Here is a 23232-nt window from a genome sequence, read left to right on the forward strand (position 1 = left end):
CGGAGGTCACCGATGTCGTCGTCAACGCCGTACTACCGCAAGGGAAGTCCCACGGCCGTCCGGCTCAACAGCGTCATCGGCTGGCTGGCCCGGCATGGGGTCAGCCTCGCCGGCGCCGCCGAGTTGTCCGTCCGCGGCCGCACGAGCGGACGGATGCAGCGCATCCCGGTCAACCCGCACACCTGGGACGGCGCGCAGTACCTGGTCTCGGCGCGCGGTCACTCCCAGTGGGTACGCAACATGCGCGCCGCCGGGGGCGGGGAACTGCGCGTCGGACGCAAGGTCCGCTCCTTCACCGCAGTGGAGCTTCCCGACGAGGAGAAGCTCCCGATCCTGCGGACCTACCTGAAGAAGTGGGGCTGGGAGGTGAACCAGTACTTCCAGGGGGTCACCGCCGAGTCCTCCGACGAGGAGATCGTCGCGTCCGCCCCCGACCACCCGGTCTTCCGGATCACGGTCACGAGCTGACGGACGCGCCCTCGGAGTCGGACCCGCCGCCCGCGGGACGCCGGTCCAGCGCGGTCATGGCGCGGTGGGCCATCGGATGGGTGCGGACCAGCTCGCCCAGTGTCGTCGCCCCGCGCGTGATGTCCCGGAACGCCCTCCAGGCGGGGCGGAAGCCGGTGAGGACGGCGTGGAACACCCCGGGACGCCGTTCGAACGCGGCCAGCATCCGCTTGCCGACGCTCATCTCGACCCCGAGTCCCGCCTTGACCGCGAAGGCGTAGTTCAGCGCCTGCCGGCGCGTGTCCACGGCATCGTGCGCCTCGGCGATACGCACCGCCCACTCCCCCGCCAACCGGCCCGAGCGCAGCGCGAAGGAGATGCCCTCACGGGTCCAGGGTTCCAGCAGTCCGGCGGCGTCCCCGCACACGAGCACCCGGCCGCGTGAGAGCGGCGAGTCCTCGGTGCGGCAACGGGTCAAGTGGCCGGAGGAGATGCTCGGTTCGAAGCCGGCGAGGCCGAGCCGTCCGATGAAGTCCTCCAAGTACCGCTTGGTCGCGGCGCCTTCACCCCGCCGCGAGATCACACCGACGGTCAGCGTGTCCCCCTTGGGGAAGACCCACCCGTAACTGCCGGGCATCGGGCCCCAGTCGATGAGCACCCGTTCCTTCCAGTCCTCGGCGACGGTCTCCGGCACCGGGATCTCCGCCTCCAGCCCCAGGTCGACCTGGTCGACCTTGACCCCGACGTGCGCTCCTATGCGGCCGGCGCTGCCGTCCGCGCCGACCACGGCCCGCGCGAGCACGGTCTCACCGCCCTGCAGGACGAGGGCGACCGTACGGCGGTCCGGCACGGCCGAGCCGTGCTGCTCGACCCGCTGCACGGCGGTGCCGGTCCGCACCTCGGCGCCCGCCTTCTGAGCGTGCTCGACCAGCTGCTGGTCGAACTCGGGCCGGTTGATCAGTCCGAACAGCATCTGCCTCGACCGGCGGGTGCGGGTGAAACGGCCGTTGTGGGAGAACGTCACCGCGTGCACGCGGTCCTTCAGCGGAAGTTCGAAGCCGGGGGGCAGCGAGTCGCGCGAGGGGCCGATGATGCCGCCGCCGCAGGTCTTGTAGCGCGGCAGGTCCGCCTTCTCCAGCAACAGCACGCGCCGCCCCGCGACCGCTGCCGCATAGGCGGCCGAGGCCCCCGCGGGTCCCGCGCCCACCACGACGACGTCCCATACCTGCCGTGCGTCGTCCGCCGAAGAGTTCTCGCTGCTCACGATGGTCTGCTGCTCCCGATCCAGCCGCCTGCCTCCCCCAAGCTCTCGGCTCCGCTCGAGCAGGGGGCACCCCGTCTGTCTCCCGCATACTACGGCGACGATCACCCGAGGCCGCTGTGGGAGGATCGGACGGCATGGATGCCCCGTACAAGGGCCTCACCCGTGCCGAATGATCGTCCCGCACACGAAAGTACGCACTCGTACAACGTCAGTACGCACCCGTACAACGTCGCACCCACAAGGAGCGTGCCCATGTCGTCGAATCCGGTCGCCGCGACCGTCGCCTCACTGATGCCCCGGGCGAAGGAGGAGCTCGCCGAACTGGTGGCCTTCAAGTCGGTGGCGGACTTCGACCAGTTCCCGCGCAGTGAGAGCGAGGGCGCCGCGCGCTGGGTCGCGGACGCGCTCACCGCCGAGGGGTTCCAGGACGTGGCCCTCCTCGACACCCCGGACGGGACCCAGTCGGTGTACGGCTACCTCCCCGGCCCCGAGGGGGCGAAGACAGTGCTCCTGTACGCCCACTACGACGTGCAGCCGCCGCTGGACGAGGCGGGCTGGGACAGCCCGCCGTTCGAACTGACCGAGCGGGACGGCCGCTGGTACGGACGCGGGGCCGCCGACTGCAAGGGCGGCGTGCTGATGCATCTGCTGGCCCTGCGCGCGCTCAAGGCCAACGGCGGTGTGCCCGTCCACGTCAAGGTGATCGCCGAGGGGTCGGAGGAGCAGGGCACCGGCGGCCTGGAGCGGTACGCCGAGCAGCACCCCGAGCTCCTGGCGGCCGACGCCGTCGTCATCGGTGACAGCGGCAACTTCCGCGCCGGTCTGCCGACGGTGACCGCCACCCTGCGCGGCATGACGCTCGTGCGGCTGCAGATCGACACCCTCGAGGGCAACCTGCACTCGGGCCAGTTCGGCGGCGCCGCCCCCGACGCCCTGGCCGCCCTGGTCCGCGTCCTGGACTCGCTGCGCGCCGAGGACGGCAGCACGACCGTCGACGGGCTGACCGGCGACAGCACATGGGACGGACTGCAGTACGACGACGAGCAGTTCCGCAAGGACGCCAAGGTGCTCGACGGTGTGGACCTGATCGGCTCCGGCACGGTCGCCGACCGTATCTGGGCCCGCCCCGCCGTCACCGTCCTCGGCATCGACTGCCCGCCGGTCGTCGGCGCCACGCCGTCCGTGCAGGCGAGCGCCCGCGCGCTGATCAGCCTGCGCGTGCCGCCGGGTGTGGACGCGGTCGAGGCGACCAAGCTGCTCCAGGCGCACCTGGAAGCGCACACGCCGTGGGGTGCGCGGGTGAGCACCGAGCAGATCGGTCAGGGCCAGGCGTTCCGCGCCGACACCACCAGCCCGGCCTACCGGGCCATGGCCGACGCGATGGCGGTCGCGTACCCGGGCCAGGAGATGAGCTACGCCGGTCAGGGCGGCTCCATCCCGCTGTGCAACACCCTCGCGGCGCTCTACCCGCAGGCGGAGATCCTCCTCATCGGGCTGAGCGAGCCGCAGGCCCAGATCCACGCGGTGAATGAGAGCGTCTCCCCCGACGAGCTGGAGCGGCTGTCGGTCGCGGAGGCGCTGTTCCTGCGCAACTACGCGGCCTCCGCGAGCTGATCCCGCGGGTCCGCCGCCCCGCGGCCCCGCGCCCGTGCGGGTGTCGCACGCTCCGCGCGGGCGGCGGACGCGGCCGGGACGTCCCGCCGGGCCCACGGAGGACGGCCGGTTCGCCGCCGTGCCGCGCCCCCTCCTCAGCCGACCGGCACCCCCGCTTCCAGGTACGCGGCCTTCCCGCGTTCCCGTGCCCGCAGGGCGCGGCGGAGGCGCTCGTAGCGCACCGGGGGCAGCATGTCGGCGGCCTCCGTCTCGGAGACGAAACGCCAGTCGCGCAGTTCGGGGCCGGGCAGCAGCAGCCGCGCGGCGTCGGCGGCGTCGAGACGACCGCCGTCGAAGAGCAGACGCAGACCGCCGTAAGCGGGCGGCGCGGGTGGTTCCCAGTCGACGACGAGCAACGCCGGCACGTCGTCGAGGCGGATCCCGGTCTCCTCGGCGACCTCGCGCATGCCCGCCCGCGCGGGTGCCTCACCGGGTTCGACGACTCCGCCCGGGAACTCCCAGCCCGGCTTGTAGGTCGGGTCGACGAGAAGCACTCTGTCCCGCTCGTCGAAGAGGAGGACACCGGCGGCCACGGTCTCGGCGGTCGGCTCGGGCGTCTGCACGATGTCGCAGGCGGGCACCTCTCCGTTACCGACCGCCTCGGCGATGCGGACGGCGGTGGCGTACGGAGTCAGCGGGCCGGTGTCGACCGGGTAGGCGTCGGCGGTGAGCCAGGAGGCCAGGGCCGCCCGGTACGGCTCGATGTGGTCGTAGGACCACTGCCGTACCCGCATCTCGCCGTCCGGGAGGTCCGGTGGGACCTCCCGGCCCGCTATTCGCTCGCGCAGGATCGTTTCCGCCGGAGCGAGGAGAACATGCCGGACCGGAATGCGGCGGGCCGCGAGGCCGCCGAAGATCTCGTCCCGGTACTCCTGTCTCAGCAGGGTCATCGGAACGACGAGGGTCCCGCCGAGTTCGGCGAGCATCGCCGCCGCCGTGTCTATCACCAGCCGACGCCAGATGGGAAGGTCCTGGTAGTCGCCGACCTCGGCGAGGTGTTTGGGCGGAAGCAGATGGCCCAGCGCCCCGCCGACGACCTCGGGGTCGAAGAGCGCGCTGTTCGGGATCAGTTCGATCAGTTCCCGTGCGGTCGTGGTCTTCCCCGCACCGAACGCACCGTTGATCCAGACGATCACGGTTCCCCCTCTTCTGTCGGCCCCCTGTGGCTTGCCCGCTCCACCCTGCCACGGAAACCAGCCCCAGTTGAGAACGCACAACGACGGCGCCGACGCCCCCTTCCGAGGCGTCGGCGCCGTGGGGTTCGTGGTGGGGCCCGTCAGCCCCTGGCCTCCCGGTCGTCGTCGGCGAGGACCGGGCTCTCGTCGGCGACGGTCCGGTCGAGGGTGCTGAGGGCGTCGCCGGCGGGGAGGCCGTCGAGGCTCTCACCGAGCGCGTGCGAGGGGGTGACCGCCGCGACGACGAAGCCGGTGGCGAGGGAGGCGATGGCGAGCATGCTGCGCTTCTTCATACCGGGCTCAACTGCCGAAACCGCCTCGGGGTCACGCGGCGCGGGCAATGCGGCGTGGCGCGTGTGGCCGGCCGCCCTCAGACGCCCGCGGCGGCCGGGTCCTTCCGCTTCGCCAGCGCCGCGGCCGCCGCGCCCACCAGGCCGGCGTCGGTGCCCATCTGCGCCGGTGTCACCACGAGCCGCTGGACGAAGGACAGGGTCGCGTACTCGGTCAGGGCCTGTCGCAGAGGCGCGAAGAGGACCTCGCCCGCCTTGCCCACTCCCCCGCCGACCACGGCGATGTCGATCTCGACGAGGGTCGCGGTGGCCGCGATCCCGGCTGCCAGTGCCCGCGCGGCCCGGGCGAACGACGCCACGGCCACCGGATCCCCGGCCCGGGCGGCGGCGGCCACCGCGGCGGCGGAGGTGTCGCCGTCCGGTCCGGGACGCCAGCCGTTCTCCAGGGCCCGTCGGGCGATGTTGGGGCCGCTCGCGATGCGTTCCACGCAGCCGCGTGAGCCGCACGGGCACGGATCGCCGTCGAGATCCACACTGATGTGGCCGATGTGCCCCGCGTTGCCGGTCGGCCCGGGGTGCAGCCGGCCGCCCAGCACCAGTCCGCCGCCGACCCCGGTCGAGACGACCATGCACAACGCGTTGTCATGGCCGCGGGCGGCGCCCTGCCAGTGTTCGGCCGCGGTGATCGCCACACCGTCGCCGATCAGTTCCACGGGCAGCCCGCCGGTCGCCGCCCTGACCCCGGCGACCAGCGGGTAGTCGCGCCAGCCGGGCACGTTCACCGGGCTCACGGTGCCCGCCGAGGCGTCCACGGGGCCCGCGCTGCCGATGCCGACCGCGCCCGCGTTCCCCCACAGCGGGGACGCGGTGAGCTCTGCCAGCACCGCCCCGACCTGCCTCATCACGGTGTCGCCGTCCTCCTCGGCGGGTGTCGGCCGCTGGGCACGGACCAGGATCCGGCCATGGCCGTCCACCAGTGCACCGGCGATCTTGGTACCGCCGATGTCGAGCGCCGCCACGAGGTCTGTGTGCATCAGTGTCGGATCTCCCCGTCAACCATGAGAAACGCGCCGAAATGACCCATGCCCGGCCAGGAACCGACACACAGGGGCGAGCCACACCTCGATCTCGCGGTGATCTGCGGGCCGGAGTGCGCGGTGGACAGTGTCCCCCGAGCCTGACAACGTTGTCCAGGCTCTATGCTCGACGCCACATCCTCATACAAGCCCATGGATCCACGCATCCCGTGGTCGACAGGACAGGACACCGCACCGTGCCGGAGACGCCCCGCCGCACCAACCGCCTCTCAGGGTCCCGTTACGGCAACCGTCCGACCATGAAGGACGTGGCGGCCCGCGCCGGGGTCGGCCTGAAGACGGTCTCGCGAGTGGTCAACGGCGAGCCCGGGGTAACGCCGGAGACGGAGCGCCGGGTGCAGGAGTCCATCGACGCCCTCGGTTTCCGCCGCAACGACAGCGCCCGGGTGCTCCGCAAAGGCAGCACCGCCAGTGTCGGCCTGGTCCTAGAGGATCTCGCGGACCCCTTCTACGGTCCGCTGAGCCGGGCGGTCGAGGAGGTCGCCCGCGCGCACGGCGCACTGCTGATCAACGGCTCCAGCGCGGAGGACGCCGACCGTGAACAGGAGCTGGTGCTGGCGCTGTGCGCCCGCCGGGTGGACGGGCTGGTGGTGATTCCGGCCGGTGACGACCACCGGTATCTCGAACCGGAACTCAAGGCGGGCGTCGCCACGGTCTTCGTGGACCGGCCGGCCGGCCGTATCGACGCCGACGTCGTCCTCTCGGACAACTTCGGCGGTGCCCGTGACGGCGTGGCGCATCTGATCACCCACGGGCACCGGAGAATCGGTTTCATCGGTGACATGCCCGGCATCCACACCGCGTCCGAGCGGCTGCGCGGTTACCGCGCCGCCATGGAGGACGCGGGTATACAGGTGGAGGACGCCTGGATCTCCCTCGGCGTCACCGACCCCGAGCGGGTGCGCCGGGCCACCGAGGAGATGCTCTCCCACCCGGACCCGGTCACCGCGGTCTTCGCGGGCAACAACCGGGTCACCGTCACCGTGATCCGGGTCCTGGCCGAGCAGTCCCGTCAGGTCGCGCTCGTCGGCTTCGACGACATCGAACTCGCCGATCTGCTCCAGCCGGGCGTCACGGTCGTCGCCCAGGACGCGGCGGCCCTCGGCCGGACCGCGGCCGAGCGCCTCTTCCGCCAGCTGGACGGCACCCTGCTCGCTCCCGAGCGCATCGAGCTGCCGACCCGGCTGATCACACGCGGCTCCGGTGAGCTGCCCCCGGCGGACTGAGCCCGCGGTGTCCACCGAGGACCGCACCGGCGACCCGGGTCCCGCAGGACGCACGCTGCGGGCACTGGGCCTGGCCGAGGCGCCACGCGAGCATCCGTTGCTGTATCCGGGGCCGTGGCCCCGGGAGTCGGGGCTGCTCGACGGGGACCGGCTGCTGCCGCTGGACCGCCTGGTCCACGAGGACCGGGTGCCCGTCCTCGCCTTCGGTTCCAACGCCAGCCCCGGCCAATTGCGATACAAGATGGCCCGGTTCGGAATCTCCTCGCCCGTCCCCATGGTGCGGGCCCGGGTGACCGGTGTCGACGTGGGCGTCTCGGCACATGTGAGCCGGATGGGCTATGTGTCCGCTTCTCCGGTCAAGGCTCCTGGTGTCGAGCGGGAGTTGTTCGTGATCTGGCTCGACGCCGAGCAGCTCTCGGTGATCGACGCGAGCGAGGGCGTGCCGCTGCCGGACGGCAACTACGACCGCGCCTGGCTGCCCGCACCCGACGTCCGCGTGGAACTCCCCGACGGCACCCCGCTCCCCGGCGCCCACGCCTACGTCAACCGGCACGGCGTCCTCCACGACGGCACCGGAGCCCCGCGCACCCACTGCGGGCAGCGCCCCCTGCTCACCGAACTCCTCATGGGATCAAGGAGGTTGCGGGAACTGTTCGGCGTCTCCGCCGAACAGTTCAGTGCGCGGGCCCGTGCCGACCGTCTGCTGTGCGCGCGGGGCACGCGGGTGTTCGCCGAGGAGCACCTGGTGACGGCGTCGGGTCTGGAGCGGTACGTACGGTCCCAGCGGGCGGGGAGCCCGGGCACCGGTGCGTCGCTGTCGCCGCCCCGCACGTAGCCGACACCGGCGACGGGACTACTGGGCGGAGGCCGTCAGGCCGCCGTGGCGCGGGGACGCGAAGCCCTCCAGGTCGGCGCGGGTGAGGCCGGTCGCCCGCGCGACCTCGGCGATGTCCAGGGCGCCGCAGTCCAGGCCGCGCAGCAGGTGTCCGGCGAGGGCCTTCGCGGTGGCGGGCTCGTCCATGACGTCACCGGCGGTCCGGGCGACGTACCGGGCGAGCCGGGCGGCGGCCTGCTCGAAGCCCTCGCGGTAGAAGGCGAAGACGGCCGCGTAACGGGTGGGGAGGTGACCGGGGTGCATGTCCCAGCCCTGGTAGTAGGCGCGGGCGAGGGCGCGGCGGGTGAGGCGGTGGTGCAGCCGCCAGGCCGCGTGGACCTGTGCGGTCGGGCCGACGGGCAGGACGTTGGTGGAGCCGTCCGAGAGGCGTACGCCGGTGCCCGCGGCGGCGACCTGCATGACGGCCTTGGCGTGGTCGGCGGCCGGATGGTCACTGGCCTGGTGGGCCGCGGAGACACCGAGGCAGGCGCTGTAGTCGAAGGTGCCGTAGTGCAGTCCGGTGGCACGGCCCTTGGCGGCCTGGATCATCCGGGCGACGGTGGTGGTGCCGTCGGCGGCGAGGATAGCCTGGCTGGTCTCGATCTGGATCTCGAAGCCGAGCCGGCCGGGCTCGAGGCCGCGCGCCTTCTCGAATGCCTCGAGGAGCCGCACCATGGCGGTGACCTGCTCGGGGTAGGTGACCTTGGGCAGTGTCAGCACCAGTCCGGCGGGCAGCGGGCCGGCCTCGGCCAGGCCGGTGAGGAAGATGTCGAGGGTGCGGATGCCCCGGTCGCGCACGGCGGCCTCGAGGCACTTCATCCGGATACCCATGCAGGGGGCGGCCGTGCCGTCCCGGTACGCCTGGGCGATCAGCCGGGCCGCGCGGGCGGCGGCCTCGTCCTCCTCGGCGTCGGGGCGGTTGCCGTAGCCGTCCTCGAAGTCGACGCGCAGATCCTCGACGGGCTCGCGCTCCAGCTTCGAGCGGACGCGACCGTACACGTCCTCGGCGAGTGCGTGGTCCAGCCCGATGGCGTCGGCGAACGAGGCGGCGTCCGGGGCGTGTTCGTCGAGCGCGGCCAGGGCCTGGTCGCCCCAGGAGCGGAGGGTCCCGGCGGTGAAGGTGTCACCGGGGACGTAGACGGTGTGGACGGGCTGACGGGTGCCGGGGTCTCCGGGGTAGCGCCGCGCCAGTTCGGCGTCGACGGGCGCCAGGGAGGCGCCGATCTCCGCGCCGACGGCGTCCGTGAGACTCGTCGCGACCTGCTCCTGCCGGCCCTGGGGCATCGCACACCCGCCTAATCTTCCGCGATACGGAATCAACAATCCGTTGAACGAAGCTATCGGGCGATCTCCCCACCGGTCAACACCGTCTTACGCCTCGCTCACGCTCCGATCCGCTTCACCGTCTCGGCATGTCCCCGTTCATCTGGCACTGTCTGTACTCGCTTCCTCCGCCCGACTCGCCCGGAAACCGCCGCACAGCACCAGCGAAGGAGCTTCTGTGCCGAACCACAGCCGAGTCACGCGCCGCCTGGGACTGAGAACCGCGCTCGCCGCCTCCGTCGCGCTCCCGCTCTCCAGTACAGCACTGCCCCCGAGCCCGCCTCGGCCCGGGAACGTCCGGGTCGGCCGCTGGAGGCCATGTCGTTCAACCTGCGCTTCGCGAGTACGGCGGAGCCCCACAGCTGGGCCGCCCGCAGGCCCGTGACGCGCCGGCTGCTGCGCCGCGAGCAGCCGCACTTCATCGGCACCCAGGAGGGCCTCCACCAGCAGTTGCGCGACATCGAGGCCGACCTGGGGCCGTCCTACGACTGGATCGGCGTCGGCCGGGCGGGCGGCAGCCGCGACGAGCTCATGGCGGTCCTCTACGACACCCGCCGGCTCGTCCCGCTGGAGTACGACCACTTCTGGCTGTCCGACACGCCGTACACGATCGCCTCGAACACCTGGGGCAGCGCCCACCTCCGCATGGTCACCTGGGTCCGCTTCCGCGATCTGCGCGCCGGTGACCGGGAGTTCTACGTCCTCAACACCCATCTGGACAACGCCAGCCAGTACGCACGCGAGCGGGCCGCCGCCCTGATCGCCGAGCGCGTCGCCGGGCTCGCGCGCTCCCTGCCGGTGGTCGTGACGGGGGACTTCAACGTCGCCGCCCACGGGAACCCGGTGTACGACACGCTGCTGGGCGCCGGCCTCGTCGACACCTGGGACGCGGCGGCCGACCGGAGCGAGTCCTACGGGACGTTCCACGGGTACGGGCCGCTTGTGCCGGGTGGCGCCCGCATCGACTGGATCCTGACCACACCCGGCGCCACGGTGCACCACGCCTCGGTCAACACCTTCGCCCTGGACGGCCGGTTCCCGAGCGACCATCTGCCGGTACAGGCGTCGCTCATCTTGGGATGGACGGCGCCGTACCGGAACAGGATGTGCCGGGACAGGCCGAGGCCCCCACGACCACGGAAACTCGAGGTGCGGTCGCGGGGGCCTCGTACGGTACGGGGACGGTCAGCCCTTGCGGGCCTTGATCTCCTCGGTGAGCTGCGGGACGACGTCGAACAGGTCGCCGACCACGCCGTAGTCGACCAGGTCGAAGATCGGGGCCTCGGCGTCCTTGTTGACCGCCACGATCGTCTTCGAGGTCTGCATGCCCGCCCGGTGCTGGATCGCACCGGAGATCCCGGCGGCCACGTACAGCTGCGGCGAGACACTCTTGCCGGTCTGGCCGACCTGGCTGGTGTGCGGGTACCAGCCCGCGTCCACCGCGGCCCGCGAGGCACCCACCGCCGCGCCGAGCGAGTCGGCCAGCGCCTCGATCACCGCGAAGTTCTCCGCGCCGCCCACCCCGCGGCCACCGGAGACCACGATCGCCGCCTCGGTCAGCTCCGGACGGCCCGTCGACTCCCGCGGCGTCCGCGCGACGACCTTGGTGCCGGTGGCCTGCGCGGAGAACGTGACGTTCAGCGCCTCGACCGCACCGGCGGCCGGGGCCGGCTCCACGGCCGCGCTGTTCGGCTTGACCGTGATGACCGGGGTGCCCCGGGAGACCCGGGAGCGGGTGGTGAACGCGGCGGCGAACACCGACTGCACGGCCACCGGACCCGCCTCGCCGGCCTCCAGGTCGACGGCGTCGGTGATCACGCCCGAGCCCAGGCGCAGCGCCAGGCGGGCCGCGATCTCCTTGCCCTCGGCGGACGAGGAGACCAGCACGGCGGCCGGGGAGATCTGCGCGGCCGCGGCCTGCAGCGCGTCCACCCTCGGCACCACCAGGTAGTCGGCGTACTCGGCGGCCTCGTGGGTGAGGACCCGCGCCGCGCCGTGCTCGGCCAGCACGGCGGCGGTGCCGGCGGCGCCGGCGCCCAGCACGACGGCGACCGGCTCACCGATCCGGCGGGCCAGCGTCAGCAGCTCCAGGGTCGGCTTGCGGACCGCGCCGCCGGCGTGGTCGACGTAGACGAGAACTTCAGCCATGGGACTTCTTCTCTCCTGCTTGCGAAAGATGAGGGGCGAAAAGCGAGCTCGAGCCGCGTGGCTCAGACGAACTTCTGGCTCGCGAGGAACTCGGCGAGCTGCTTGCCGCCCTCGCCCTCGTCCTTGACGATCGTGCCCGCGCTGCGGGCCGGGCGCTCGGTCGCCGACTCGACCACGGTGTAGGCGCCGGCCAGGCCGACCTCGTCGGCCTCGAGGTCGAGGTCGGACAGGTCCCAGGAGGTCACCGGCTTCTTCTTCGCCGCCATGATGCCCTTGAACGACGGGTAGCGCGCCTCGCCCGACTGGTCGGTGACCGACACGATGGCCGGCAGGGACGCCTGAAGCTGCTCGGTCGCGGCGTCGCCGTCCCGGCGGCCCCTGACGGTGCCGTCCTCGAGGGCCACCTCCGACAGCAGCGTGACCTGCGGCACGCCCAGGCGCTCGGCGAGCAGCGCCGGCACCACCCCCATGACGCCGTCGGTGGAGGCCATGCCGGAGATCACCAGGTCGTAGCCGGCCTTCTCGATCGCCCTGGCCAGCACCAGCGAGGTGCCGATCGCGTCGGTGCCGTGCAGGTCGTCGTCCTCGACGTGGATCGCCTTGTCCGCGCCCATGGACAGCGCCTTGCGCAGCGCGTCCTTGGCATCCTCCGGGCCCACCGTCAGCACGGTGATCTCCACGTCGTCGTCGGAGTTCTCCGCGATCTGCAGCGCCTGCTCGACCGCGTACTCGTCCAGCTCGGAGAGCAGACCGTCCACGTCGTCCCGGTCGACGGTCAGGTCCTCGGCGAAGTGCCGGTCGCCCGTGGCGTCGGGCACATACTTCACGGTGACAACGATCCTCAAGCTCACGCCGGCTCTCCTACTGCATCGTCATTTCTGGCTGCCTGCCTTCAGGCAGCATAAGCGCCTCAAACGGCCGTTCCCGATCGGGGCGAAGCACTCTTCCCAACGAAATATTACTCGCCAGTACACCCAGTTCTTTCCCGCTGAGCAAGCGCTTTGAACTGTGACCTTCGCAACGCAGCGTAACCGGAACCCGACGGGCCCGCAGCAGGGCCCCCTGGCCCGGTCAGTCACGCAGTGCGCGGAAACGGCCCTGATGGTGCACAAGGGGCCGACCGGGGCCGGTGTGGTCGCCGAGCAGGACCTCGGCCAGCACGATCCGGTGGTCACCGGCGGGCACGCGGGTCAGCACCGCGCACACCGTCCAGGCGAGGACGTCGTCCAGCACGGGGACGCCCTCGGGGCCCTCGTGCCAGGCGGTGGCCGCGCCGAAGCGGTCGGCGCCGGGGCGGGCGAAGGTGGCCGCCAGCTCCCGCTGGTGCTCGCCCAACACATGGACCCCGACGTGATCGCTCTCGGCGATGACGGGCCAGCTGGCACCCCCGGTGCCGACGCCGAAGGAGAGCAAGGGGGGATCGGCCGAGACCGAGGCGAGGGAGGTGGCGGTGAAGCCGACCGGGCCGGACTCCCCGCGCGCGGTGATCACCGCCACGCCCGCCGCGTGCTGCCGGAAGACGGAGCGCAACAGCTCCGGCGAGGCGGGCGCCCACCGTGGGTGAAGGAGTTCCGAGCACTTCGAGTACGCCGAGAACATGGCGTCAGGCTGACGACAGGCGCCACGTACCGTCAAGTCGGTCCCGGGATGTGGGAGATGACTCACGGTGGGGCGTCCCTCCGTCACACCGCCTCCCCCAGCGCGGCGATCACATCGGCCTTGCGCGGCTGCCCGGTGGCCCGCCGCACGACACGGCCGTCGGCGTCGAGGACCAGCACCGTCGGCGTCCTGAGGATCTCGAGCCGGCGCACGAGGTCCAGGTGGGCCTCGGCGTCGATCTCCACATGGGCCACGCCCGGGACCAGGCCGGCCACCTCTCCGAGCACCCGCCGGGTCGCCCGGCAGGGCGCGCAGAAGGCACTGGAGAACTGCACCAGCGTGGCGCGTTCACCCAGTTCCGAGCCGAGCTCCGGCGCTCGGAGCCGCTTGCCGTCGTCCCGCCCGCGCACTCGCACTCTCCTGCTCCGCCGCCGCTGCGGCACTCCGTGGGCACTCGCCGCCGCAAGCACCGGCACACACCGTCAGTACCGTCAGTCCGGTCAGTCCGGTCACCGACTCTTCGTAGCGTTCACGAGACCGCAAAGATTCCCCGGTGCCTCCTCCGGGTTTCCGTACGGGAACACGTGATCCATGGACATCGACGCGGGAGGGCCGCGAGATGTACCTGCTCCCGCGGCGGATGACGGCGCACACGGGGTAATGGCGACGCAAAAGCCCGAGGTGGATCAAGGGGGTGGACGTGACAAGAATCTCGCCGAAGGTGGCCGTCAGGGCTGGTCCGCCAGTCGTTCTTGGGGCACCATCAGCGACAAGCCGTAAACCTACGGCTGCGTAACTTCGACTGGGAGTCCCCCTTCCCAGGCAGAGCAGGAAGGGTTCCACCCCGCCCATGGCAGAACTCGTCTACCGCCCCGTGATCGGTTTCGCCCAGACTCTGTTCAAGGTGTGGGACCTCAAGATCGACTGCCGGGGTTCGGAGAACATCCCGCGATCGGGCGGCGCCGTGCTGGTGAGCAACCACATCAGCTACCTGGACTTCGTCTTCAACGGGCTCGCCGCCCTTCCGCAGAAGCGCCTCGTGCGCTTCATGGCGAAGGAGTCCGTGTTCCGGCACCGGGTCTCCGGTCCGCTGATGCGCGGGATGAAGCACATCCCCGTGGACCGCAAGCAGGGCGAGACGGCGTACGCGCACGCGCTCGACTCGCTGCGGTCCGGCGAGATCGTGGGGGTCTTCCCGGAGGCGACCATCTCGCAGTCGTTCACGTTGAAGAGCTTCAAGTCGGGTGCCGCGCGCCTGGCGCAGGAGGCCGGCGTACCGCTGATCCCGATGGCGGTGTGGGGCACCCAGCGGCTGTGGACCAAGGGCCACCCCCGCAACTTCAAGCGCAGCCACACCCCGATCACCATCCGTGTCGGTGAGGCGCTCGAGGCGTCCAGGGACAAGTACGCGGGCGCGATCACCCGGCAGCTGCGGGAACGCGTCCAGGAGCTGCTGGAGGCCGCGCAGCGTGCCTACCCGGTGCGTCCCAGGGGCCAGGACGACACCTGGTGGATGCCGGCGCACCTCGGCGGGACGGCCCCGACGCCGGAACAGGTCCGCGAGGCCGAGGCACGCTGAGCCCGAACGAACCCCTCCGGGGACGGGGGGCACCCGCAAGAGCGCGGCCGATCGAGCGTCAACACGTTCTCGATCGGCCGCACATCCACGCAGTCGCTACGCGTGTGCCATCTCCTCCTTGAGCGCCGCCACGAACGTGTCCACGTCGTCCTCGGTCGTGTCGAAGGCGCACATCCAGCGGACGTCGCCGGCGGCCTCGTCCCAGAAGTAGAAGCGGAAGCGCTTCTGCAGCCGCTCGCTCACGTCGTGCGGCAGGCGGGCGAAGACCGCGTTGGCCTGTACCGGGTGGAGGATCTCCACGCCGTGCACGGCGCGTACCCCCTCGGCGAGGCGCTGGGCCATCTCGTTGGCGTGCCGGGCGTTGCGCAGCCACAGGTCCCGGGCCAGCAGGGCCTCCAGCTGCACCGAGACGAAGCGCATCTTCGAGGCGAGCTGCATGGACAGCTTGCGCAGGTGCTTCATGTGCCGGATGCCGTCCGGGTTCAGTACGACGACGGCCTCTCCGAACAGGGCGCCGTTCTTGGTGCCGCCCAGGGAGAGCAGGTCGACGCCGGCCGCGTTGGTGAAGGTGCGCATCGGCACGTCCAGGGTGGCGGCGGCGTTGGCCAGCCGGGAGCCGTCGACGTGCACTTTCATGCCGCGGGCGTGCGCGTGCTCGCAGAGGGCACGGATCTCGTCCGGGGTGTACACCGTGCCCAGCTCGGTGGCCTGGGTTATGGACACCACCTGCGGCATGGCACGGTGCTCGTCGTCCCAGCCGTACGCCTGCCGGTCGATCAGCTCAGGGGTGAGCTTGCCGTCCGGGGTGGGCACGGTGAGCAGTTTGATGCCGCCGACCCGCTCCGGTGCCCCGCCCTCGTCCACGTTGATGTGGGCGCTCTCGGCGCAGATCACCGCGCCCCAGCGGTCGGTGACCGCCTGGAGCGCGACGACGTTGGCGCCGGTGCCGTTGAAGACCGGGAAGGCCTCGGCGGTGGGGCCGAAGTGGCTGCGGATCACCTGCTGGAGGTTCTCCGTGTACGCGTCCTCGCCGTACGCGACCTGGTGTCCGCCGTTGGCCAGGGCCAGGGCGGCGAGCACCTCCGGGTGGGCCCCGGCGTAGTTGTCGCTGGCGAAACCACGGACGTCCGGGTCGTGATGGCGACGCGCGTCGGTCCTGGGTGGGTTCACGGCTTCTCGGTGAGCCACAGACGGGTTCCGTTCACTTCCGCGGCGGGCTTGTCCCAGACGCCGACGACGGCCTCGGCGAGGTCCTTGACGTCCGTGAAGCCCGCGAACTTCGCGTTGGGGCGGTCGGCACGCATCGCGTCGTGCACCAACGCCTTCACCACCAGGATCGCAGCCGCCGAGGTGGCCCCGTGCTCGCCCCCGGCCTTGCGGAAGTAGTCGGCCATGGCCAGCGTCCACGCCTCGGCGGCGGCCTTGGCGGCGGCGTAGGCGGCGTTGCCCGCGGTGGGCTTGCTGGCGCCGGCCGCGCTGATCAGGACGTACCGGCCGCGGTCGCTGCGCTGGAGCGCCTCGTGGAAGGCGAGGGAGGTGTGCAGCACGGTGCGCACCAACAGCAGCTCCAGCAGGTCCCAGTCGTCCAGTTTGGTCTTGGTGAAGGTTTCGCTGCCGCGCCAGCCGCCGACCATGTGGACCAGGCCGTCGACCCGGCCGAACTCCTTCTCGGTGCGGCCGGCCCACTCGCGGGTGGCTTCCAGGTCGAGCAGGTCGACCGTGTCACCGGTGACGGTGGCCCCGCCGTGCGCGTAGCGCGCCGCGTCCACGGCCTCCGCCAGTCGCTCCGGGTCGTTGTCGGAGCCGATCACCGTCGCCCCCGCCTCGGCCAGCCTGAGCAGTGCCGCACGCCCCGCGGGTCCCCCCGCGCCGGCCACCGCGATCACCGCACCGTCGAGCGCCCCGTTCCCCATGGTCCTCGCCTCCTGAACAGTGTTGTGAACGAGATCGCTCACGCGGCGACCCGCTCGGCGCTGTCCGCCGTGATGCCCCGAGTGGAGGCGATCACGTTCTTCAGCTTCTTGGACAGTGCCTCATAGAACATGCTCAGCGGAAACTCGTCCGGAAGCACGTCATCGACGAGTTTCCGCGGCGGCTGCGTCAGGTCCAGTGCCTCGGGGCCCTTGGCCCACTTGGATCCCGGGTGCGGGGAGAGGTAGGTGGAGACCAGTTCGTAGCCGGCGAACCAGTGGACGAGTTTCGGGCGGTCGATGCCGTCGCGGTACAGCGTCTCGATCTCGGCGCACAGCTGGTTGGTGACCTGTGGAGCGCGGTCCCAGTCGATGCTGAGCTTGTTGTCGGTCCAGCGGACGACATCGTGCTTGTGCAGGTAGGCGAAGAGCAGCTGGCCGCCGAGGCCGTCGTAGTTGCGGACCCGCTCGCCGGTGACCGGGAAGCGGAACATCCGGTCGAACAGCACCGCGACCTGCACGTCACGTGCCTGCGGGACGCCGTCGCCGGCCAGCTTGACGGCCTCCTTGAAGGCGGTGAGGTCGCAGCGCAGCTCCTCCAAGCCGTACATCCAGAACGGCTGGCGCTGCTTGATCATGAACGGGTCGAAGGGCAGGTCGCCATGGCTGTGCGTGCGGTCGTGCACCATGTCCCAGAGCACGAACGCCTCTTCGCACCGCTTCTGGTCGTGCACCATCGCGGCGACGTCCGCGGGCAGCTCGAGGCCCAGGATGTCGACGGCGGCGGCGGTCACCCGGCGGAAGCGGGCGGCCTCGCGGTCGCAGAAGATGCCGCCCCAGGTGAACCGCTCGGGGGCCTCGCGCACGGCGATGGTCTCGGGGAAGAGCACCGCGGAGTTGGTGTCGTAGCCCGCGGTGAAGTCCTCGAACGAGATGCCGCAGAACAGCGGGTTGTCGTAGCGGGTGCGCTCCAGCTCGGCCAACCAGTCGGGCCAGACCATGCGCAGCACGACCGCCTCGAGGTTGCGGTCCGGGTTGCCGTTCTGCGTGTACATCGGGAAGACGACCAGGTGCTGGAGGCCGTCCTCGCGGTGTGCCGCCGGGTGGAAGGCCAGCAGCGAGTCGAGGAAGTCGGGCACCTCGAAGCCGCCCTCGGCCCAGCGGCGCAGATCCTTCACCAGGGCCTCGTGGTAGGCGCGGTCGTGCGGGAGCAGCGGGGACAGCTCGTCGAGCGCGTCGGTCACCCGGCGCACCGCGGCCTCGGCCTCGGCGCGGGCCGGGGCGTCCTCGGCGTCGAAGTCGATCGAGCCGTCCTTCGCCTGCCAGGGCCGGATCCGTTGCACGGCATCCTTGAGCACGGGCCATGCCGGGTGCTCGACCACCCTCGCCGTCGGAGAAACGTTTCTCTCCGTGCCCACCCGCGCAAGAACTTCCGTCATGTCCCATCCTCCGCCAAAGAAACTTCGTGCGCCGACCGTATACGTACGGGGTTTCTCCCAGCAAGGGGAGCCTCCGTAAATCATCCTGCGCCACCCCGGTCGTCACCGCATTTTTTCCTGCCCATCACACGAGTGGGTGACACTCCTCAAAAATGATGTTCAGCGTCTGGACGGAACGGGCACAGGCGATACGGTCCAGGAGGGCCGTAGGGACGCGGCCCTGCGCCGCCGTCGACGGAAGCGAGTCGGATCTTGAACTTCCTCACCATCGGTCACCGCGGAGTCATGGGTGTCGAGCCCGAGAACACCCTTCGGTCCTTCGTCGCCGCCCAGGAGGCCGGCCTCGACGTCATCGAACTCGATCTGCATCTGAGCAAGGACGGCGAGCTCGTCGTCATGCACGACGCGGAACTGGACCGCACGACGGACGGCACGGGCCCGATCGCCGACCGGACCGTCGCCGAACTACGCGCCCTGGACGCCGGCCGCGGCGAGCACGTCCCCGTCTTCGAGGAGGTGCTGGACGCCGTCCACGCACCGCTGCAGGCCGAGATCAAGGACGTACAGGCAGCCAGGGCCCTGGCCGAGGTGATGAACCGGCGGGGCCTGACGGACCGGATCGAGGTGTCCTCGTTCCACGACGACGCGATCGCCGAGATCGCGCGCCTGGTGCCGGGGGTGCGCACCGCGCTCGTCGCGAGCCGCTACAACACGGAGATCGTGGAGCGGGCGGTCGGCGCCGGCGCGGCGACCGTCTGCCTGAACATCCGCCGCCTCACCCTGGAGGTCGTCGAGCTGGCCCGCAAGGCGGACCTGAGGATCATCGGCTGGGTGGTGAACACGCAGGACCACCTCAGACTGGTCCGGGCCCTCGGACTCGACGGCGCGACCACCGACTACCCGGAGATCAAGCGCACCGGCCGCTTCACCGCGTGAGGGCCGTCAGGCCAGTTCCTTGACCAGCAGCTCGAACCGCAGGTCTGCACGTTGCGGAACGCCGAACCGCTCGTCACCGTACGGGAAGGGCGTCGTCCTTCCCGTACGACGGTAGCCACGCCGCTCGTACCAGGCGATCAGGTCCTCGCGCACCGAGATCACGGTCATGTGCATCTCCTTCGCGCCCCAGGTCTCGCGCACCAGGCGCTCCGCGTACGCGATGATCGCCTTGCCGAGCCCGGCGCCCTGGAGCTCGGGGCTGACCGCGAACATGCCGAAGTAGGCGTGGTCGCCGCGGTGTTCGAGCTGGCAGCAGGCGACGATCCGGCCCTCGCGCTCCACCGTCAGCAGCCGGCTGTCCGGCGACTCGACGACCTCCCGCACCCCCTCGGCGTCGGTCCGCTGCCCTTCGAGGATGTCCGCCTCGGTGGTCCACCCGGCCCGGCTGGAGTCACCCCGGTACGCCGACTCGATCAGCGCGACGAGAGCGTCCACGTCGGCGTCGGCGGCGTCACGGAAGGTCAGTGCGCTCTCGGTGACGGTGTCCATGGGTCGCTTCTCCGGTTCCTCGCTCGCCTCTTCATCACTTCCCGGCGTGGCCAGGGCACGGAAGAGACTAACCCGGCCGCTACGCTCGGCCGCATGGTGCATGTACTCGGCAGTCGCGTTCTGCTGCGCCCCACCGATCCCGAGCGCTCCCGCGCCTTCTACGGCGAGCAACTCGGCCTCGCCGTGTACCGCGAGTTCGGCACCGGCCCGGAGCGCGGCACCGTCTACTTCCTCGGCGGCGGCTTCCTGGAGCTGTCCGGCCGTTCCGACACCCCGGCGGCCCCGGCAGCCACGGCGGCGCGGTTGTGGCTCCAGGTCGCGGACGTGGCGGCGGCCCACGAAGAACTGCGGGACAAGGGCGTCGAGATCGTCCGGCCGCCGGTGCGGGAGCCGTGGGGCCTCATCGAGATGTGGACCGCCGACCCGGACGGCACACCCATCGTCCTGGTGGAGACCCCGGCCGACCATCCGCTGCGGTACCGGCCGGGAACCTGAGGCCGGCGATCCGGTACCCGGGGGCGCGAGGGCCGCGTCACGCCCGTACGGCGCTCAGGCGTCCTTCCAGCTGCCCCAGCAGCCCGCCGAGCAGCGCGGCCAGCTCGCCGAGATCCGGCCCGCCCAGACCGGAGAGCACGGCGTTCTCGTAGGCGAGTTGCGTGGGCATGATGCCGTCGACGGCGTCACGTCCGGCGTCGGTGAGGCGGACCCGGGCCATGCGGCGGTCGCGCGGGTCGCCGCGGCGTTCCACCAGGCCGCGCCCGGTGAGCTGTTTGAGGCGTTTGGTGACGGCGGCGCCCGAGGAGAAGGTCTCGCGTGCCAGTTCGCCCGGGGTCAGTTCGCGTCCGGTGCGACGCAGCGCGCCGAGCAGGTCGAACTCGGGGCGGGTCAGTCCCGCCCGGCTCAGCGGGGCGTCCTCGGCCTGCTGGAGCAGGGCGGCACAGCGGTTGATGCGCCCGATGACCTCCATGGGCCCGGTGTCGAGGCCGGGGTACACGGCCCGCCACTGCCGGACCACCGCGGCCACGGTGTCACCGCCGGTCGTCGGGCGTCCCGCGCCGGATGAGGTCCCCACCCCGGCGGGGAGCCCGGGGTCGGCCGGGAGCGGCCCGTCGGCGGTACGCCCGCCCTCGGCCGCGAGTCCTCCGAGTCCGCCGTCGGCCGGGAGCCGCTCGGTCGTCGTCATGGCTGTCCGTCCTTCGTGTTCGTGCCCGGGTTCGCCTCGCTGCCCGGGTGCGTGTCCGGTTCCGTCTCCGTGCCGGGGTCGGTCTCCGCGCCGGGGCCTGTCAGCAGCCCCTGGCGTCGTACCGTTGCCGCGAGCGTACGGTGTCCCGCCTGTTCGGCGAGCACGACCCGTTCCTGCGGCAGTGAGCGCAGCCACCATTCGCCCGCGGCCGCGTCGGCGGTGGCCCGCAGGTCGACGAGCGCGGCGGCGAGGCCGCGGCGGGCGGCTTCCAGGGCGGCGGGGGCGGTGTGCGGGGTGGTCAGGAGGCGGGTGGCGTGTTCGCGCTCGCGGTCCACGGTGGCGAGCGCCCCCTCGACCCGGTTGCCCACCCGCCGGTTGGTGACGGCCAGGGCGGCGACGAAGCCGACCATCGCACCGACCAGGGTGTCCACCACACGGTCGGTGACCAGGGAGCCGGTGTCCTGGTAACCGGGGAACTCGGTGACGAGCAGGGCGAGCGGGGTCACGCAGACGCTGCCGAGCCAGTAGTTGCGGCTGATCAGGGCCTCGGCGCCGAAGTTGAAGACGAGACAGCACAGGACGAGGGCGAGCGGCCCCAGGTTGGCGACCGGGGCGACGGCCGCGAAGATCAGCACGCCGACGAGGTTGCCGACGACCCGCTGCACGGTCCGGCTCCAGGTGAGGCTGAGGTTGGCCTGGTAGAGCGCGGCGGCGGTGACGAGCGCCCAGTAGGGCCGTCCGATACCGACGGCGAGGGAGGCGTAGCCGGCGAGGGCACAGCCCAGGGCGGTGCGTACGGCGATGGGGGTGAGCGGCCCCAGGCGGTGCCACAGGGAGCGCGGGGGGATGGCACGCTCGGCTGCCACCCCGAGGAGTTCGTCGGCGTCCGTGAGGGGGGCGCCGGCGCCCGGGATGCGGCCCGTGCCGCGCAGCGCTCCGGCCCAGGCGCGCAGCAGTGCGGGGTCGGCGTCGGCCGGCGCGGCGAGCGCGATCTCGGCGCGGACCACGAGCCGTTCGAGGGCTCGGCGGGTGGCGGCGGAGCGGGTTCCAGTGAGGAGCAGGCACTGCCAGGCGGCCTGCACGGCGGCGTAGGCGGCGGCGCGGGCCCGCGTGTGGCCGTCACCGGTGCCGCCGGTCTCGACGTACGCGGCGGTGGCGTTCAGTGCGTCGGCGGTGGCGCGGCGCTCGGGGCCGTGCGGCCGGACCAGTACGGGCGCCATGCCGACCAGCCAGGCCCAGACCCCGGCCACCGCTGCCAGTGCGAGATGGCCGGGGACCTGCCCGAGGGTCTGGGGGACGAACAGCGAGGCGGAGCTGACGAAGGTGAGGATCACGTTGCCGGGCGGGCCGATACGGGTGACGTCGCACAGCACCTTCTGCACGGCGGCCAGTACGGCGCCGACGGTGACCAGGATGACGGCGTTCGAGGTGAGCGAGGCCGAGACCAGGGCCACGGCGAGGCCGCCGAGCATGCCGAGCACTACTCCCGTGAGGGCCTTGGCCCGGGCGGCGTAGGGGCGGTTGTGGGCGTAGAGGGCGCACAGGGAACCGGCCATGGTGTAGACGGCCAGGTCGAGCCGGCCGAGGGCGACCAGGATCAGGCTGGGCGGCGCGACCGCGGCGACCACGCTGAGGGCGGGCTTGAACCAGATGTTGGAGGGCCGCCCGAGGCGCAGCACACCGGCCATGGAAAAGCGCCGGGACTTGGGGTCGGGGGTGGGCGTGGGGGTCGCACTGCTCATGACGTCCCACACTAACATGTCTTTTACTCGTAAAACATCACGGTGACCTGCGCTGCTCCCCCAAACGCTCCCCGTGTACGCCTGTGCGCCCGCGTGCACGCCGCCGGGCGGGGCATGCCTTGACCGACCGTGGAGCGGGTCCGGGGGAGGTACGCGTGCACGGACCGGCGTCGTCCGGCTGGCTGCTGGTCGCGCTCTGCGCGGCGACCGGCGTCTACTGCCTGCTGCGGATGCGCAGCAGTGTCGAGGAGCAGCGCCGCGCCGCGGGCGGTGAGGCGCTGATGGGTTTCGGCATGGCCGCGATGGCCGTACCGGCGGCGGTGTTCACCCCGCCCCCGTGGGCGTGGCCCGCCTGTGCGGTGGTGTTCGGCGCGGCCGCGGTGCAGGCCCTGTGGGCAGGGCGCGGGAGCCCGCGCCATCTGCACCATTCGGTGGGCGCCGGAGCCATGGCCTACATGGCGGTGGCGATGGCCGCCTCCCCCGGCCCGGAGCACGCACACGGCGGCGTGGGCATACCTGCGCTGACCGGGCTCCTGCTGCTGTACTTCGCCGGATACGTGCTGGTGACGGGCGTACGGCTGGTACCGGTGGCCGCCGCTCCGGAGCGCTTGGCGGCCACCGGCGCGGGACCCCCCGGAGCCTCGGGCTGGGGGGACCGGCCCGAGCTGGCGCGGGCGTGCCGGCTGTCCATGGGGATCGCGATGGTGGCGATGCTGCTGACGATGTGAGACGGGGCGGCCGGCCGCGGCCCGACGAGCGGGGCCGTTGCCTGCGTCACTTTGCCCGGTGGGCCGTACC

The 23232-nt window shown here is 71.9% G+C and carries 23 protein-coding genes and 1 pseudogene; 9 read left to right on the forward strand and 15 right to left on the reverse strand.

Annotation, left to right across the window (positions count from 1 at the left end; all coding sequences use genetic code 11):
* Positions 1–12: 12 nt before the first annotated feature.
* Positions 13–468: a nitroreductase/quinone reductase family protein gene (locus tag ACVW19_RS04505; protein WP_457456768.1), complete on the forward strand. Its 456-nt coding sequence runs from the start codon at positions 13–15 to the stop codon at positions 466–468.
* On the opposite strand, the gene ACVW19_RS04510 is transcribed toward ACVW19_RS04505, so the two are convergent.
* Complete coding sequence (locus ACVW19_RS04510; protein WP_457456770.1) at positions 458–1711, reverse strand: geranylgeranyl reductase family protein; 1254 nt, start codon at positions 1709–1711, stop codon at positions 458–460. The two genes, ACVW19_RS04505 and ACVW19_RS04510, sit on opposite strands and share 11 nt — an antisense overlap.
* A gap of 252 nt (positions 1712–1963) precedes the next feature.
* Between ACVW19_RS04510 and ACVW19_RS04515 the strand changes: the two genes are divergently transcribed.
* Complete coding sequence (locus tag ACVW19_RS04515; protein ID WP_457456772.1) at positions 1964–3325, forward strand: M20/M25/M40 family metallo-hydrolase; 1362 nt, start codon at positions 1964–1966, stop codon at positions 3323–3325.
* A gap of 134 nt (positions 3326–3459) precedes the next feature.
* Here ACVW19_RS04515 and ACVW19_RS04520 read toward each other — a convergent pair whose 3' ends face one another.
* The 3 genes from ACVW19_RS04520 to ACVW19_RS04530 form a co-directional block, all read right to left on the reverse strand.
* On the reverse strand, positions 3460–4500 hold the full coding sequence (locus ACVW19_RS04520; RefSeq protein ID WP_457456774.1) for an NUDIX hydrolase: 1041 nt from the start codon (positions 4498–4500) through the stop codon (positions 3460–3462).
* Between the two features lie 140 nt (positions 4501–4640).
* Positions 4641–4832, reverse strand: a complete 192-nt coding sequence (locus ACVW19_RS04525; protein ID WP_457456776.1) for a hypothetical protein — start codon at positions 4830–4832, stop codon at positions 4641–4643.
* Positions 4833–4909: 77 nt separating this feature from the next.
* The gene (locus ACVW19_RS04530) at positions 4910–5863 is read right to left on the reverse strand and encodes an ROK family protein (protein ID WP_457456778.1); all 954 of its coding nucleotides are present in this window, start codon (positions 5861–5863) and stop codon (positions 4910–4912) included.
* 212 nt (positions 5864–6075) lie between these two features.
* Here ACVW19_RS04530 and ACVW19_RS04535 point away from each other — a divergent pair, with 212 nt between their 5' ends.
* Complete coding sequence (locus ACVW19_RS04535; protein WP_457456780.1) at positions 6076–7152, forward strand: LacI family DNA-binding transcriptional regulator; 1077 nt, start codon at positions 6076–6078, stop codon at positions 7150–7152.
* 7 nt (positions 7153–7159) lie between these two features.
* The gene (locus ACVW19_RS04540) at positions 7160–7987 is read left to right on the forward strand and encodes a hypothetical protein (protein ID WP_457456781.1); all 828 of its coding nucleotides are present in this window, start codon (positions 7160–7162) and stop codon (positions 7985–7987) included.
* Positions 7988–8005: 18 nt separating this feature from the next.
* On the opposite strand, the gene ACVW19_RS04545 is transcribed toward ACVW19_RS04540, so the two are convergent.
* Positions 8006–9310 carry a DUF6986 family protein gene (locus ACVW19_RS04545; protein ID WP_457456783.1) on the reverse strand — a complete coding sequence of 435 codons (1305 nt, stop codon included), beginning with the start codon at positions 9308–9310 and terminating at the stop codon, positions 8006–8008.
* A 217-nt stretch (positions 9311–9527) separates the two neighbouring features.
* On the opposite strand from ACVW19_RS04545, the pseudogene ACVW19_RS04550 reads away from it, so the two are divergent.
* Positions 9528–10429, forward strand: a pseudogene (locus ACVW19_RS04550) (endonuclease/exonuclease/phosphatase family protein); the annotation flags it as partial.
* Between the two features lie 105 nt (positions 10430–10534).
* Here the strand turns inward: ACVW19_RS04550 and ACVW19_RS04555 are convergent.
* From ACVW19_RS04555 to ACVW19_RS04570, 4 genes are all read right to left on the reverse strand, one after another.
* Positions 10535–11497, reverse strand: coding sequence for an electron transfer flavoprotein subunit alpha/FixB family protein (locus ACVW19_RS04555; RefSeq protein ID WP_457456785.1), 963 nt, complete (start codon positions 11495–11497; stop codon positions 10535–10537).
* A 62-nt stretch (positions 11498–11559) separates the two neighbouring features.
* Complete coding sequence (locus ACVW19_RS04560; RefSeq protein WP_457456787.1) at positions 11560–12348, reverse strand: electron transfer flavoprotein subunit beta/FixA family protein; 789 nt, start codon at positions 12346–12348, stop codon at positions 11560–11562.
* Positions 12349–12568: 220 nt separating this feature from the next.
* Positions 12569–13096, reverse strand: coding sequence for a flavin reductase family protein (locus ACVW19_RS04565; protein ID WP_457456788.1), 528 nt, complete (start codon positions 13094–13096; stop codon positions 12569–12571).
* Between the two features lie 83 nt (positions 13097–13179).
* Entirely contained in the window at positions 13180–13566 is a 387-nt protein-coding gene (locus ACVW19_RS04570; protein ID WP_457456977.1) for a thioredoxin family protein, read from the reverse strand.
* A gap of 380 nt (positions 13567–13946) precedes the next feature.
* Here ACVW19_RS04570 and ACVW19_RS04575 point away from each other — a divergent pair, with 380 nt between their 5' ends.
* The gene (locus ACVW19_RS04575; protein ID WP_457456790.1) at positions 13947–14675 is read left to right on the forward strand and encodes a lysophospholipid acyltransferase family protein; all 729 of its coding nucleotides are present in this window, start codon (positions 13947–13949) and stop codon (positions 14673–14675) included.
* A 96-nt stretch (positions 14676–14771) separates the two neighbouring features.
* Here the strand turns inward: ACVW19_RS04575 and ACVW19_RS04580 are convergent, their stop codons facing one another.
* The 3 genes from ACVW19_RS04580 to ACVW19_RS04590 are packed head-to-tail and all read right to left on the reverse strand — an operon-like array spanning position 14772 to position 18024.
* On the reverse strand, positions 14772–15845 hold the full coding sequence (locus ACVW19_RS04580) for a threonine aldolase family protein (RefSeq protein ID WP_457456792.1): 1074 nt from the start codon (positions 15843–15845) through the stop codon (positions 14772–14774).
* Positions 15842–16588 (reverse strand): SDR family NAD(P)-dependent oxidoreductase, encoded by a 747-nt coding sequence (locus ACVW19_RS04585; protein WP_457456794.1) that lies wholly within the window; start codon positions 16586–16588, stop codon positions 15842–15844. Before ACVW19_RS04585 ends, ACVW19_RS04580 begins: the two co-directional genes overlap by 4 nt.
* 38 nt (positions 16589–16626) lie before the next feature.
* Positions 16627–18024 carry a DUF6421 family protein gene (locus tag ACVW19_RS04590; RefSeq protein ID WP_457456796.1) on the reverse strand — a complete coding sequence of 466 codons (1398 nt, stop codon included), beginning with the start codon at positions 18022–18024 and terminating at the stop codon, positions 16627–16629.
* A 252-nt stretch (positions 18025–18276) separates the two neighbouring features.
* Between ACVW19_RS04590 and ACVW19_RS04595 the strand changes: the two genes are divergently transcribed.
* A complete protein-coding gene (locus ACVW19_RS04595) occupies positions 18277–18960 on the forward strand; it encodes a glycerophosphodiester phosphodiesterase (RefSeq protein ID WP_457456797.1) in 684 nt (227 codons plus the stop codon).
* A 6-nt stretch (positions 18961–18966) separates the two neighbouring features.
* Here ACVW19_RS04595 and ACVW19_RS04600 read toward each other — a convergent pair whose 3' ends face one another.
* Positions 18967–19509 carry a GNAT family N-acetyltransferase gene (locus ACVW19_RS04600; RefSeq protein WP_457456799.1) on the reverse strand — a complete coding sequence of 181 codons (543 nt, stop codon included), beginning with the start codon at positions 19507–19509 and terminating at the stop codon, positions 18967–18969.
* A 93-nt stretch (positions 19510–19602) separates the two neighbouring features.
* On the opposite strand from ACVW19_RS04600, the gene ACVW19_RS04605 reads away from it, so the two are divergent.
* The gene (locus ACVW19_RS04605) at positions 19603–20004 is read left to right on the forward strand and encodes a VOC family protein (RefSeq protein ID WP_457456801.1); all 402 of its coding nucleotides are present in this window, start codon (positions 19603–19605) and stop codon (positions 20002–20004) included.
* Between the two features lie 37 nt (positions 20005–20041).
* Here ACVW19_RS04605 and ACVW19_RS04610 read toward each other — a convergent pair whose 3' ends face one another.
* Both ACVW19_RS04610 and ACVW19_RS04615 read right to left on the reverse strand, forming a co-directional pair.
* Entirely contained in the window at positions 20042–20692 is a 651-nt protein-coding gene (locus tag ACVW19_RS04610; RefSeq protein ID WP_457456803.1) for a MarR family winged helix-turn-helix transcriptional regulator, read from the reverse strand.
* Positions 20689–22434: an FUSC family protein gene (locus tag ACVW19_RS04615; RefSeq protein ID WP_457456805.1), complete on the reverse strand. Its 1746-nt coding sequence runs from the start codon at positions 22432–22434 to the stop codon at positions 20689–20691. The genes ACVW19_RS04610 and ACVW19_RS04615 overlap by 4 nt, the downstream gene beginning before the upstream one ends.
* A gap of 155 nt (positions 22435–22589) precedes the next feature.
* On the opposite strand from ACVW19_RS04615, the gene ACVW19_RS04620 reads away from it, so the two are divergent.
* Positions 22590–23162, forward strand: coding sequence for a DUF5134 domain-containing protein (locus tag ACVW19_RS04620; RefSeq protein ID WP_457456807.1), 573 nt, complete (start codon positions 22590–22592; stop codon positions 23160–23162).
* Positions 23163–23232 lie beyond the last annotated feature (70 nt).

This window comes from Streptomyces sp. TE5632, assembly GCF_054061295.1.

What these genes read in the sequence shown, in the direction of transcription:
- ACVW19_RS04610 (WP_457456803.1), bottom strand. Translation starts at nt 20,692, where the DNA reads ATGACGACGACCGAGCGGCTCCCGGCCGACGGCGGACTCGGAGGACTC.
- ACVW19_RS04605 (WP_457456801.1), top strand. Translation starts at nt 19,603, where the DNA reads ATGGTGCATGTACTCGGCAGTCGCGTTCTGCTGCGCCCCACCGATCCC.
- ACVW19_RS04615 (WP_457456805.1), bottom strand. Translation starts at nt 22,434, where the DNA reads ATGAGCAGTGCGACCCCCACGCCCACCCCCGACCCCAAGTCCCGGCGC.
- ACVW19_RS04590 (WP_457456796.1), bottom strand. Translation starts at nt 18,024, where the DNA reads ATGACGGAAGTTCTTGCGCGGGTGGGCACGGAGAGAAACGTTTCTCCG.
- ACVW19_RS04545 (WP_457456783.1), bottom strand. Translation starts at nt 9,310, where the DNA reads ATGCCCCAGGGCCGGCAGGAGCAGGTCGCGACGAGTCTCACGGACGCC.
- ACVW19_RS04515 (WP_457456772.1), top strand. Translation starts at nt 1,964, where the DNA reads ATGTCGTCGAATCCGGTCGCCGCGACCGTCGCCTCACTGATGCCCCGG.
- ACVW19_RS04575 (WP_457456790.1), top strand. Translation starts at nt 13,947, where the DNA reads ATGGCAGAACTCGTCTACCGCCCCGTGATCGGTTTCGCCCAGACTCTG.
- ACVW19_RS04530 (WP_457456778.1), bottom strand. Translation starts at nt 5,863, where the DNA reads ATGCACACAGACCTCGTGGCGGCGCTCGACATCGGCGGTACCAAGATC.
- ACVW19_RS04565 (WP_457456788.1), bottom strand. Translation starts at nt 13,096, where the DNA reads ATGTTCTCGGCGTACTCGAAGTGCTCGGAACTCCTTCACCCACGGTGG.
- ACVW19_RS04585 (WP_457456794.1), bottom strand. Translation starts at nt 16,588, where the DNA reads ATGGGGAACGGGGCGCTCGACGGTGCGGTGATCGCGGTGGCCGGCGCG.
- ACVW19_RS04600 (WP_457456799.1), bottom strand. Translation starts at nt 19,509, where the DNA reads ATGGACACCGTCACCGAGAGCGCACTGACCTTCCGTGACGCCGCCGAC.
- ACVW19_RS04505 (WP_457456768.1), top strand. Translation starts at nt 13, where the DNA reads ATGTCGTCGTCAACGCCGTACTACCGCAAGGGAAGTCCCACGGCCGTC.
- ACVW19_RS04525 (WP_457456776.1), bottom strand. Translation starts at nt 4,832, where the DNA reads ATGAAGAAGCGCAGCATGCTCGCCATCGCCTCCCTCGCCACCGGCTTC.
- ACVW19_RS04555 (WP_457456785.1), bottom strand. Translation starts at nt 11,497, where the DNA reads ATGGCTGAAGTTCTCGTCTACGTCGACCACGCCGGCGGCGCGGTCCGC.